Source organism: Phocaeicola vulgatus ATCC 8482, assembly GCF_000012825.1.
In the GTDB taxonomy this organism is placed as follows: Bacteria; Bacteroidota; Bacteroidia; order Bacteroidales; family Bacteroidaceae; genus Phocaeicola; species Phocaeicola vulgatus.
The window spans coordinates 5013873-5027476 of sequence record NC_009614.1; the positions used below are offsets into that span (position 1 = coordinate 5013873).

At 41.9% G+C, this 13604-nt stretch carries 8 protein-coding genes; 3 read left to right on the plus strand and 5 right to left on the minus strand.

Annotation, left to right across the window (positions count from 1 at the left end):
* Positions 1 to 92: 92 nt before the first annotated feature.
* The 3 genes from BVU_RS20435 to BVU_RS20445 are packed head-to-tail and all read right to left on the minus strand — an operon-like array spanning position 93 to position 5506.
* A complete protein-coding gene (locus BVU_RS20435; RefSeq protein ID WP_012056004.1) occupies positions 93 to 1385 on the minus strand; it encodes a TolC family protein in 1293 nt (430 codons plus the stop codon).
* Positions 1385 to 4432, minus strand: coding sequence for an efflux RND transporter permease subunit (locus tag BVU_RS20440; RefSeq protein WP_005847070.1), 3048 nt, complete (start codon positions 4430 to 4432; stop codon positions 1385 to 1387). Before BVU_RS20440 ends, BVU_RS20435 begins: the two co-directional genes overlap by 1 nt.
* Before the next feature lie 18 nt (positions 4433 to 4450).
* Positions 4451 to 5506: an efflux RND transporter periplasmic adaptor subunit gene (locus tag BVU_RS20445; protein WP_005847068.1), complete on the minus strand. Its 1056-nt coding sequence runs from the start codon at positions 5504 to 5506 to the stop codon at positions 4451 to 4453.
* Positions 5507 to 5669: 163 nt separating this feature from the next.
* Here BVU_RS20445 and BVU_RS20450 point away from each other — a divergent pair, with 163 nt between their 5' ends.
* Complete coding sequence (locus tag BVU_RS20450; protein WP_005847066.1) at positions 5670 to 6515, plus strand: helix-turn-helix domain-containing protein; 846 nt, start codon at positions 5670 to 5672, stop codon at positions 6513 to 6515.
* Positions 6516 to 6521: 6 nt separating this feature from the next.
* Here BVU_RS20450 and BVU_RS20455 read toward each other — a convergent pair whose 3' ends face one another.
* Positions 6522 to 8687, minus strand: coding sequence for a hypothetical protein (locus tag BVU_RS20455; RefSeq protein ID WP_012056005.1), 2166 nt, complete (start codon positions 8685 to 8687; stop codon positions 6522 to 6524).
* A 79-nt stretch (positions 8688 to 8766) separates the two neighbouring features.
* On the opposite strand from BVU_RS20455, the gene BVU_RS20460 reads away from it, so the two are divergent.
* Together BVU_RS20460 and BVU_RS20465 are read left to right on the plus strand one after the other, a co-directional pair.
* A complete protein-coding gene (locus BVU_RS20460) occupies positions 8767 to 10152 on the plus strand; it encodes an Mfa1 family fimbria major subunit (RefSeq protein WP_012056006.1) in 1386 nt (461 codons plus the stop codon).
* Between the two features lie 26 nt (positions 10153 to 10178).
* Positions 10179 to 11084, plus strand: coding sequence for a FimB/Mfa2 family fimbrial subunit (locus BVU_RS20465; RefSeq protein WP_012056007.1), 906 nt, complete (start codon positions 10179 to 10181; stop codon positions 11082 to 11084).
* Positions 11085 to 11140: 56 nt separating this feature from the next.
* On the opposite strand, the gene BVU_RS20470 is transcribed toward BVU_RS20465, so the two are convergent.
* A complete protein-coding gene (locus BVU_RS20470; protein WP_005839804.1) occupies positions 11141 to 13591 on the minus strand; it encodes a S9 family peptidase in 2451 nt (816 codons plus the stop codon).
* Positions 13592 to 13604: the final 13 nt, after the last annotated feature.

The following is a 13604-nucleotide window of genomic DNA, read 5'->3' on the forward strand; positions in this document are numbered from 1 at the left end:
ATAAAAACAAATAAAGCAGGTCTGGATACAAAGATAGCCAAACCTGCTTTATTGTGACTTTTTTATATAATAAGAATCTGGTCTGAATTTACCTATTTCTGTCCTAAATACCTTATACCGGTTGCTTTTCTGTAATCAGCCAACGCAATCTTCTGCTCATAATAAGATTGGATAAGGTTTGTATATGCCTGTATCCATGTCAGCTGTGCAGAAAGCACATCCAAAATAGTCAACTTACCTTCAGTATAACTAAAAGTGTTCAAATCCAAATTCTCTTCTGCCAGTTTGCAGTTCTCCTCGGCAATACTTATCTGACGGGTATTCTCGGTCAGACTAGTCCACGCCTTCGCCACTTCTTTGCTTATTTGGTCTTGCTTATCTTGCAATGCATACTGCTTGCTTAATAAAATAGCCTTCTGTGCAGCCGTCGATTTAAAGCGGGCTCCCCAATGGAAAATCGGCAATTTAATAGAGGCATACACATTACTATTAAACATAGTTTCGCCCGAAATGTTCAACATCTGTGTTCCCCATGTCTCTTTAAAACCGATAGAAAGAGAAGGATTGTACTTGGCGGCAGCCAGACTTACCTGTCTTTTCTGATAATCCACATCCAACTGTGAGATAGCATAATCGGGACGCACATTCAAGGCTGTTTCCGCTCCAATAAAAGCAGGCATAGGCAATATGGTAGAAATAGAATCCGTCAAATCCATTTCAGCCAGCGGTTCCAATCCCATCAGCACATTCATATTCTGCAAGGCGACCTGATAAGACTGGTAGCTGCTGGAACGTTGCAATTCAGCCTCTTTCAAACGGGTCTGCATCTGAATGAGATCCGTCTTGCTGATATAGCCATCATCGTACTTATCTTGCAGCACTTTGGTCAACTGCTCAATAATCTGCACATACTGGCACATCGTTTCATACATTTCTTTTTGTGCGGCTGTTCCCCAATAACTGGCTTCAGCAGCATAGATAATATTATCCGTTGTCAAATCCACCGACTTATCCGCCATCTGGGTTTGTATTTGGGAAGCCTTGTAATTGTGATAGATGCTTCCACCGGCATAAATAGGTTGTGATACCCCTACTTCGGCACTGTATGAATCGTGCTCCATAGGAACAGCCATTCCGCCAAGATCCATCTCGTATTTGTTAATACGATACTGATAGCTTCCCGTTGCATCAACAGCCGGGAAGAAAGCGGTTTTTGCCGCTTTCATAGCCTTCTGCATAGCTGTACGTTGTGCCACACTCTGTTTTAAGGTTTGGCTATAATCCAGTACCTTTTGTTCAAAGGTAGAATAATCCACGACAGTCTGAGCCGAAAGTGTACCGGTCATACAAGCCATACCTATAATATAGATCATCTTAGTTTTCATTATCTGTCTGCTCTGATTTTAAAGAAAATACAATAAGTTACCGGAAGAACAAAAATGGTCAGTACCGTCGATACGAACAAACCACCCATAATGGTAGCCGCCATACCTGCAAACATGGCATCGCCCAACAATGGAAGCATACCCAGAATAGTAGTTCCGGAAGCCATGGTCACCGGAACGATACGTGTCTTGGTAGCCTCGACCACGGCAGGCACAGCCCCCTTTCCATCCTTCAACTGAAGTCCGATTTCATCGACCAGCACAATGGCATTCTTGATATTCATACCAATCAATCCCAACAGACCGAGGATGGCAAAGAAGTCCAATGACTTGCCAAACAAGAGCAATCCCCATACCACACCGATAAACACCAGCGGCAACATAAGCATAATCAATACCGGCTTGCGGTAGTTGCTGGGGAAAAGAAACAGCAGAACCACATAAATCAACAGGAAAGTCAGCGGAATATTCTTCGCCAATGCAGCATTACTTACATCCTGTGTTTCCTGCTCACCGAAATATTTCATTTTATACCCTTCGGGCAACTGCATCTGCTCTTGTACGGCAGTAAGCACCTGTTTAAACGCAGCCATCGTATTGGCTCCACGTTTAGGTTCACATTGCATCATCATACAACGCTCGCGGTTAAAGCGACGGACTACATTATAATCATAACCCAAAGCGAAATTATCGATTACCTGTTCCACTTTCACGGAATTTCCTTTCGTACTGAATACAGGCACACTTTTCACATCATTCAAGTTCATTTTTTCCACATCCTCATCTTTCAGCAGGATAGGCAAGGAAACATCCCCCTCACGATATTCTCCCAAAGGCAAACCATTGGTAGCCGTACGGAATGAGTTGGCAACCTGCTGACGGGTAATCCCCAAGCGTAAACCTTTCTGTTGAGAGAACATCGGTTTCCACACGGGCACCTTATCTCCCCAGTTGGAACGGATATCCGTCACCATATCACACTGGCGGGCTATTTTTTTCGCCCTTTCAACCAATGCGGTCAATGTATCGGGGTTTTCACCGATAAAACCGATCTCAATAGCAGCTTCAGGCACCGGAGACAAAGCAAAAAGTGCCGAACGGGTAATGATATTGGGAAAGTTCTGAGTCATGTGCTCATAAAACTGCTGTTCTACTTCGGCTGCATCTTCGGGGTCTTTAGTTTCCACCATCACATTGGCATAGTTAGACTTCGGTCCAAAAGAAGAACTTGCCAAATAGTAACGCAACGGAGTACCACCCAATGTCACCGAATATGATTTAACTTTCTCATGATTCTTCAAGTAATCCTCCACCTTCATCACATCCTGATCTACCGCATGAATACTAAATCCCTCAGGGAATACCAGATCAGCACGGAAATAAGGCTTATTCATTTTCGGGAAAAAACTCTGAGGCATAACAGCCATAATAACCAAAGAAAGCACCAAAGTTACAAAAACCGTGGTCAATGTCACAAAACGGCGTTTAATCAGCAAGGTCAGAAACTTCTCGAATTTATGATAGAGTTTAGTATCATACGGGTCTTTCATTGCACCGCCGGGAACAGCTTCTTTCAAAATAAAATTACCAAAAGTCGTAGTCTGGCACAAAGCCAGAATCCAGCTCAATCCCAGTGATACAGCCAATACAACAAATAGCGGTTTCACAATCTCAGCCACGGATGCCGGTGCCAGATACAAAGGCAGGAAAGAGCAGATAGCAATAAAAGTAGCGCCCAGCAATGCCCATTGCGGCTTGATGGCTCCCTCTATCAATGACTGATAACGTGATTTTCCGCGCTTGATACCTATCTGCGCATTATCTGTTACCACAATGGCATTGTCCACCAGCATCCCCATGGCGATAATAAATGCCGCCAAGGAAGTACGGTTCAATCCTACCCCCCACATCAACATAATAAGCAAAGTACCACCTACCGAGAAAAGTAAGGAACTACCTATCAGCATACCGGCACGCGATCCCATCACCACAAAGATAATCAGGATAACAATAACCAATGATTCTATCAAATTCAGGATAAAGCCATTATTCGCCTCATCAGCAATCTTGTCCTCAGGATAAAGCGAGGTCAGTTCAATGCCGATAGGCAACAATTGCTCTATTTCCGCCAACCTTTCGTCCACTGCTTTACCCACAGCCACCACATTATCCTTTGCTCCACTGGCCACACCTATACCGATAGCACGTTTACCATTGACCCGCATCAAGGTTGAAGGCGGATCATAGTATCCACGCTCCACTGTTGCAATATCCCCCAAACGGACTTCCCGTCCGTCCTTGCTGATAATCAACTGGTTTTCTATATCTTCCAGACTGGTATAAGTCCCTTCCGTACGCAAGCGCAACTGATAAATTTCTGTCGCTATATCTCCTGTATTCACCTGTATATTCTGCTTCTGCAAGATGCCCATAATCGAAGTGGGATCAATACCCAATGCCGAAAGTTTGGAGGTAGATATCTTGACATTGATCACTTCGGTCTGCTCTCCGTATAACATTACTTTCTGTACTCCCTCAATCGGGGTCAGCTGAGTACGGATACGCTGTGCCCAGTCACGCAAATCGGTATACGAGAAGCCCTCATCAGCTGTCAAAGCATAATAAATACCATACACATCACCAAAGTCATCATTTACAGTAATGGTAGACGCCCCACTGGGCAACTTAGGTTGTATATTCGCCACTTTACGACGTAATTCGTCCCATTTTACAGGCATATAATCCGGATCAATCGTAGGCTGAAGTTCAATAGAAATCTTAGACAGTCCGAAATAAGATTCCGATTTAATCTGATATACATCTGTCATGGACTGAATTTCACGTTCAATCGGTTCCGTAATCAGTTTCTCCACTTCATGTGGATTCGCTCCCGGATACTGGGTAACCAATACCGCAGTCTTTATCACAAAAGGCGCATCTTCTTTCTTAGGCAGCTTGAAGAAGGAGATTACTCCGCCTATCAACAAAATAGCCAAAAAGAAATAGATAACCTTCCGGTTCTCCAAAGAATATTTTGGAATATTCATGATATGCTCTCTCCTTTTTTATTCTGTTAATATTTTTACTTGCTGGCCATCTACCAGATAAGACGCTCCGGCAGACACAACCTGTTCGCCCGGTTCAATATTTCCGGATACTATCAGGTCGTTACGTCCTACAATAATTCCCTCATCACTGACTTTACGCAGTTCTACTTTCTGTGTAGACGGATTATATATAAATACGATCTTGCTATTCAAGTTATTATCAAACACTACAGCGGACAAAGGCACTGTAATTCCTTCTTTTACCACATCATTCTCAATATTGACAATAACACGGCAAGAAAAGCCCACCGATACCTTATATTTTTTCAAATCAAATTCCGGATCATCAATGTAAAGGAATACAGGAACTCCTGCCCCATCGGGAGAAGCCTCTACATACTCCTTTACTTTTGCCTGAAATAATTTTCCTTTATAGGCATCAAATTCTACGTAAATAGTAGAAGGAGAAGTTACATAAGAAATATTCGTTTCGGGGATAGTGAACTCCACTTGCAATTTAGCCGGATTAATCAAACACACCACTCCTTGTCCTGGCTGTACACGCTGATAGTTTTCAACATATTTTTTTTGGATAAAGCCATCAAATGGAGCGCGTAGTTTGGTGTCATTCAATGTGTTTTGCGCATTTTCAAATGCCGATTTGGCATTGGTATACGAAGCTTGGGTCGTTTCGAACTCTTGCATGGAAATAGCATTCTTGGCCAACAGTTTCTCTGCGCGTTGCATTTGTGATGACGCCTTTTGGAATGAAGCCCTCTTAGCGTCATAATCCAGTTTGTAATCTGTCGGATCAATTTCGGCCACTACCTGTCCTTTCTTCACCCGTTGTCCTTCGAGTACATTCATTGCTACCAGCGGACCGGACATTTTAAATGCCAAGTCACTGAACTGATCAGGCGACACAACACCTGAATACGATTTTTCGATCCTGCTTAACGAGGTCACTTCCGCCAATTTCACGGGCCGAGGACCGCGTTCTTGTGCAGGTTGCTGTCCGCAAGAACAGAACACTGCCGCAATCATTGCCATAATAGACAAATTTTTACCTTTCATACTGTTTATCTTCACTATTAGTTTCGCTGCAAAGTTCTTATAATTATTAAAAGCGTACAAGTGCTAACAGTAAGATATATTAGTCTATTTTTAAGCATTTTCTTTGTTATCTGCTCTAACTGCCCTATATTTGTGGTGCATAATCAAAACCTTCTTTATTTTTATGAAGTATATAGATGACATTAACTTATTTAAATCGAATAAGGATTTCGTTGCAGAAATTGACATGACAGGATCATTAGGCCGTATTTACCACTATCCGCAACGAATGGAAGGATGCTTGTTCCTTCTGTGCCTGCGAGGTGAATGTGACATAACGATCCATCTGTCTGAACACAAGATACAAAAGAACGACATTGTCACTATTCTGCCAGAAACCTTTGTACATGTTCACCGGCAAAGTCCCGACTGTCGTCTGTACTTGATAGGATTCAACAAAGAGTTGCTGAACGGAATAAATCTCTTCAATTCCACCATGAACTATCTTTCAGCCCTGATTGACACACCCATTATCCCTCTGCGTCCCGAAATAACCGAGTTGTTTCAAGACTATTTCCGGTTGCTGATAAAAATGAAACGTATGGGAGCCAAGCCCAATAAAGAGTTAATCAGCACCATGCTGCTCACTATATTGCACGGTGTAGGCAGCATTCATCAGAACACCAATGTAACCACACGTACTTTCAACCGTGGAGAAGAAATTGTGAAACGCCTGGTCCAATATATCATCAAACATTATACGAAAGAACGGAGTGTAGCTTTTTATGCCGACCTGCTTCATATATCCCCTCAGCACCTCAGCACTACTGTCAATAAGATTACGGGAAAAACTGTTACAGATATCATCGCCAAACTAGTGATAACAGATGCGGAAGCCAAACTAAAATCCACAGACTTTACCATTCAGGAAATAGCCTATTCACTTAATTTCCCAGACATCTCATTCTTTGGGAAATATTTTAAAAGATATACAGGAATGTCACCGAAACAGTATAGGGAGAGCACATAACAATGCTCATTCCCCATATAATACGGTTTCGGTAATCCATGCAAAAACATTGGCTATCAATTTGGAAGCATCATTATTGATGGTTCCTGCTGTGTTATTAATGTGATTCTCACTAGTCGCCCCTGTACCGGATAAATTACTGCTCATATCTGTATCCCCCCAATATACAATTCTCCTGGAATAATCTATACCCAACACTATTCCCCCACCAGGCCCCATCAAAATAGGAGTTATGCCCTCAGAAGCACTAGTATTCACCTGTATCTCACCATGATATATATCATAATTCCGTAATGCAAAATTCGAAGTGACAGGAGCATTTTTGGTAAAAGGTCCGTCAGTAGTAAAATAATGATTACCAATAGTAGAAGCAGCCAAAGGATAAGGTCCTCCGTTTGATGTAAAATATTTGATGCCACTCTTCCCCGCAAGAATTTCCGCTAACAAATTCTGACTTACATCGGAAGCATCATAAGAGGCGATCAAGACACGATTCTTCTTTGTTTTCAGCCAGTTATGAAGTTTATGAGCATCTTGACTACCAAACTGCGAGGTTGGCACATAATTTATATATACTACATCAAACAGAGAAAAAAGAGCATCTGTCAAATTATTAGCATTAACCCCTACTCCCACCAAATTATAACCGCCACACTCCACTACCCCATCGGGTCCAAAATTAGTTTGATTAGTCAAAATACCACGAAGTCCGGTAGCACGAGCTTCAGCACTACTAGAACCTAAAATATTAGTACCCAAATACCCCAGACCGGAAGTAAATGACATCAAATTGATCGTTTTATAAGCTGCTATATCATACTTCTGCTGTATGCTGACATAAATAGTCCACCGCTGAGCTGTAATCACAAAATGCTGTATACGGTTGCTACCATCTGCCAAATTATTTTGCAAAGCTGTTATCACCAACCGACTTCCATTATCCTCCTTCGTTACTGTAAAATAATCATTAGACAAAGACTGGGCTCCGGTTCCTTGGAGCACACCTGCATCATCTGCCCACTGCAACGTATAATCCAAAAGGTCTGTACTGACACTAATAATTCCCTCAGAGCCGGTTTTATGCTTCAAAACAACTTCACGTGTTGATATTCCGAAATGATGTTCTCCGTCAAAATACATATCCATAGTATCATCATCCCATGCTTGTACCTCCGCCACTATATTAGATGAACGGTTATGGGCTGCATCATCCGGCGTACTCCATCCCGGAGCCGATACCTTCTTTATATTAAATATATATTTATGGTTACGTAAAACTTGCCCAAAAGCATTATGGTTATTATCCGGATCAAAATCCATTCGATAATAACTTGGCGTATTGCTATCAGCATAGTATCCCTCTACCACTATACAAGTAGCTTTATCTACCTGGTCTGCAGGTTCAGGCGACCAAGTTTCGGATAAATAAAGCCGGGCGGAAAAATTATTCCAATTCTCTGAAGAAACAGGAAATATCGAACTGTCCACATTCCTGTCACTACCTTCGGGTACACTTGGAAAAGTTACTTTGCTCACTCCCGTTTCATCCGGAATAACTTGCAGATAATTATTGGCCCGATAAGCTTTTACCCCTGTCATTCTAAAATTAGCCACTTCCGTAGCTGTCACATCCACTCTAGCTATGGAACGTAACATTTTCAATCCTAAAATAGTACCTGTTCCCGTCGGCTTCAAACCTTCCGGCAATTCATATTCTCCAGACATGGGAAAAACAGATGTCAGATAATCAAATTTTCGATTCATTTTCTTCTTTATCATTTCTTCACTATCACCAACGACAGGCTCATCAGCCACTACCACATCGGTGGCATTTGCCAAAATCAATAACTTCATAGGGATATCACCGGATTTCAGTAACGCCGTAAAAGTTATGGTAGAAGCAGTGTTGTTGATAGACAACCCCGGCACACGATATTTATATTTACCCTCCTCAAATACCAATATTTGAATCTCATTTATCAAAGTTTCATGATCAATCGTACGAACTATCCCCCTTGTACGGGTATAGGTGACCGCCGGTACAGTTACAGCCAACTCTATCAAAACATTTTCTGTACCTTCATTTTTATCGGGCTTTACGGGTAATTCTGCATTATCTGTACAAGATATACATAAAAAGATGATAACCAATATAGCCATTAATTTACTCATAATTGTTCAAGTTTGTTTTATTTTGAAACAAAAGACAGAGGTTCTTGGTTCTAATCATATTCATTAAAACAATAAGAATATGAAAACAAGTAAAATGTTTATAACCATAGTCACTGCTTTGGCAATGGCTTCGTGCAACAATGACAAAGAGTTCGCCAATCAGCCAGAGCTGGAAATGCAAGTTCCAGAAGCATACGCATCTTTCTCCATCAGTATCCCCCATACTTCGGGAACACGCTCTGTAACCACCCGTTCCACTGAACCAGGAACAGATGCAGAAAATATCGTAAAATCCCTTCATATATTTATTTACGATAAGGAAGCACCTTTCACTTCTACGGTAGCAGAATTCAGCGTTGCCGCAAACACACTCCAACAAGCCCCCGGAAATACTTCCCAATGGATTACCACTCGGCCCGTCAATACCAAAAAAGCGGATAAATATATCTTTGCGGCAGTAAACCTGAATACAGAAATTGTAGATTATATTACCTCTAATGGCTTGGGAGCATTCAATTATAAAGAGTTTACGCAAGAGGTCGGCAAACTGGCAGATCAAACAAACGGGTTCATTATGTTTAATGAAAATTATCCCAATATCACTCCAGCCACAAATTTATATGAAGATAAAGCCGAAGCAGAAAAACATCATATTTCAATACCAGTCAGCCGTGTTACTGCAAAGAGTGCTGTATTCACTTCACCTACGTTTAAAGTAAAAGGAGGAGGATCCATGACAGATTTGAAATTCGGTTGGCGAAACTTAAATAAGAAATTCTATTTTATTCAAGATAGCAGAGATGGAATTGTCAAAGACTATAACTGGAACAGCTATACAGAGCAAGATTTTTCAAGAGGCACAGATGCTATAAACGTTTACGGAAATGATACTCCTCCCTCTGTCTTCTCTTATGCTCCGGAAAATACGTTTCAATATGTATCGGGAACATCAAATGTAAATGAAAGCACTTTTATCAGTATCAGCGGAGTCTTCACTCCTGCCAAAATCGTAACTAGCAAAAATGACTCCCCTACCGGTGAAAGTGATTTTACAATAGAGAATAATACAAGTGGCCCCGGAACAACTTTTTATGTAGTACATACCGCTGATGGGACAGCCAATTACTTTATAGATGGTGCTATTGCAGAAAAATATGCCGAACTTTGTGCAAACAATACTACAGGTATGCCTGCACTCACCGGTGATTATGTGTTGGCAGACAATACCTACACCAATGGCATATGTTATTTTCATGTACAGGTCAACGGTAACGTAACAGCGCCCCAAGCACCTTATAATATATATCGAAATCAATATTTCAAAATTACTGTCAATTCCATACAAGCCCCGGGAAAACCATCCGATAATTTTGATAATAATCAACCTATCCAGCCTAACACATGGATCAGTGCAGATATAGAAGTCATTCCATGGGAAGTAATAGAGGAAGACCATGATCTATAAATGGGTAATAATTATTCATTAACAAAATGAAAATCAGATTGAAACTGGCATCTCTTGTTCTGTTGTTATTTGTTCTAACCAATTGCATTAAAGAGAATGAATGTTGCTGTTCTCAGGACTATACAGTCCTGGGACTCAAATTCCGCTACGCAACAAACAAAAGCATACATCAGCAAACAGAGTTCCCTCCAAACGCCATGCTGGCTGTTTTTATTTTTGATGACAAAGGAACATTCGTTTCCCAAATAAATGACTCATTAAATCAAGTTAATGACGACTACACCATGAAACTGCCTTTCAAACAAGGCAGCTATCAATTCGTAGCCTGGACAGGTTATGATGAAACCTGTTACCAATTGTCCGCATGCATTCCACAACAGACTGACATACACGATTTCTTTTTATCTCTGAAACGTGAAAAAGACAATCAAACTATCAACCAGCCTAGTCTGCTCTATCATGGAATACATGACATTGTGAAAATCAGAGAAGGAAAAGAAAACATTGTATGGATTGACTTAAAACAAATCACCAACCATATCCAAGTTATCGTCCATAATTTGAATGATAAAAAGAAACATATCATCTATATTGAAGACAACAATGGGAAATATGACTCTTTCTTGCAGTATGCCGATGATGAAAAAATTACTTATCTTCCCACCTACTCAAATCCATCAAACACCACATCTTCTCTCATAGCCGATTTCACGGTAATGAAGCTGGATAAAAACAGAGAGCCACGACTGAAGATTTCAGATGATACAGGAGTCATCCGTTATGATGAAAATCTTATAGGCAAACTGCTGCAAAAAAAACCTTACATTGATTTCGACTACAATCATGACTTTACCATTGAAATATCATTCAACGATTATATTCCTGTGAGTATAAAAATTAATGGCTGGGAAATTATCAATGAATCGGTATAACAAACATAAAAAGAAGGTGCAGTTCACATTACGACGCACCTTCTTTTATTATTCATCTATAAAGCCTTCGGCTTATAAATAGCGTTCCACCAAGTCGCATCATCCTGCAACCATTTGGCAAACCAGGCAAAAATCGTGTTCTGCCACTGAATCCTCTTGCCATAATCCACTATATGATGATCTTGTCCCGTTACAGCCACAAAAGCCGTTTCGCGCCCCAGTAACTTCAGTGCTGTAAACATCTGAATGCTCTCTCCCACCGGTACATTCACATCCGCATCACCGTGCAAGAACAGCAAAGGCGTATGTATCTTGTCCGCATTGAACAACGGGCTTTGTTTTACAAAAAGATCAGGATTGCTCCACGGATAACTATTCGCCATGGAAACTTCACTGTACGAATATCCCCAATATCCTTCCCCCCAATAACTGGTATGATCACTGATACCGGCATGAGAGATGGCCGCTGCAAAAATATCGGTCTGTGTTTGCAGGTATTGTGTCATGAAGCCGCCATAGGATGCACCTATACAGCCTATTTTCTTGTCATTGACAAAAGCATGTTCTTTACAAAACTGCTTTGTACCTTCTATGATATCCTGTGCCACCCCTTCCCCAGCTGTATTGACGTGGCGGGCAGAAAATTCCTGTCCGAAACCGGTAGCACCGCTAGGTTCTATCACATACACCACATAGCCCAATGCCGCGTATGCATGATGCGGATAACGGCTTTCGAAATTACGGCTGACCGGACTGCACCCACCATAATAATTCACAATCATAGGATATTTCCGGTTGGCGTCAAAATGAGGCGGCAGGTAATAACGACCATAAATGGTATCACCACGAGAATTGGTAAAACTCCAGGCCTTGCATTCGCCCAGCTCCACATCTTTCAATATGTCTTTACTTAAGTCTTCCAACAAAGATGATTTCATCTTTTTGGTATTCATGGTGTATAAACGGTCGGAATTTGAGGCGCTCTGTCCATAATAGACCATAACCGGAGCATTTTGCGCCAATGAGAATGAGTTGACCAAATCTTCTGAAACCTCCAGTTGCTGAATTTTCCCATCAGCGGGATTCATCCGGTACAAACTGTAACAGTCACGGTTCTCGGCCGTGAAATATATTTGCCCGTCGGCCTTATTCCACACGGCACGCTGTACGCTGGGATTAAAATCTTTCGTCAGCGGAGTGACTCTCTTATCAGCTATATTCAGCAAATAAAGCTGACCGTCCGTCATACTCGGAGTCTGCCCCTCCTTTACATTTTTCCCTATTCCACCCAGCGATTCAGGCGAGCCGGATACCAATACCTGCGTTCCGTCAGGTGAAAAACGGGCTCCACTGATAAAACCATCTTTATCTATCAGCAGTTCCGCCTGTAAAGTCTGCATATCCAACCGATATAGTGAGAATAAAGTAGTAGGACGCTTGGTCAGACGGCTCTGACTGGTCATCATCAAAAGATACCGGCCGTCATTGGAAATATCGGCAGCCCAGACATTGTGATAACCGAAAGTCAGTGGCTGCAACAAACCGGTCTTCAAATCATATTTAGCCAGATAAGAACGGTTACGCCACCCCGGCTGGCGATCATCCGGTTCCAGGACCTCATAAATTTCTTTACGTTCTTTCGGACCTTCCTGGGTCATGGTGAAAAGCAGGTAGTCTTCCGTAGGTGCGAACTGGAAATACCCGTCAGGTAATTTATTCACCAGCACAGTTTCCATTCCGGTAAGCGGATCCACAACTATCAGCTGCCTGCCATCCACCCCCGTACGGGTATAATAATAACGGTTAGAACGAGGCATCCATTGCATATTTTCAGTACGCTCCGCCAAAACCTTACCGCTGGCAAGTTCAGTAATGCGCGTACTACCGGCTGACCGACCACCTACATAAGTCGTACGATAATTGGCAATCAAATATCTGCCATCAGGGGAAAGCCCTACTCCGGCAAAACGAGTTCCATGCAACACATCCGCCAAAGTATATAGCTTTTTGTTATCTTGCTTAAGTGAAATGCTTCCCTCTTGATCCGTATCCACACTCACTTTCAAGGAATCTGTTTTCCCTGCTTCAGAAAGATATTTAATAACTACAGAATGGGTGGCCGGCTCCAAAGCGAGTTCAGTTCCTTCCTGCTTCTTTCCATCTACATAAAGCTGGTATCTTTTCAGCCCGTCAATCTTCAGCTTGGCTGTGGCATAACGAGTATTCTCCAACACAAAACCCATCATGTGCAAGGCATATCCCGAGTCACTTCCCGGCAAAACCCCGCCTGTAAATAAAGTTCCCTGTTGCAATACGTCCACAGAAAGATGAGTGTCCAACAGACGTCCGGATACAAAAGTCTTTGAATTCACATCCACGCTGTCCACCTGAAAAGGGGCCTGTACAACGTAGGGGCCGGCATAACGGAAAGTAGTAATGTCAATCGTTTCAGCACCTGCCATCACAGCCCAGGCAAGTGCACAAGACAATAAGATTTGTTTCTTCATATTTCTAACAATT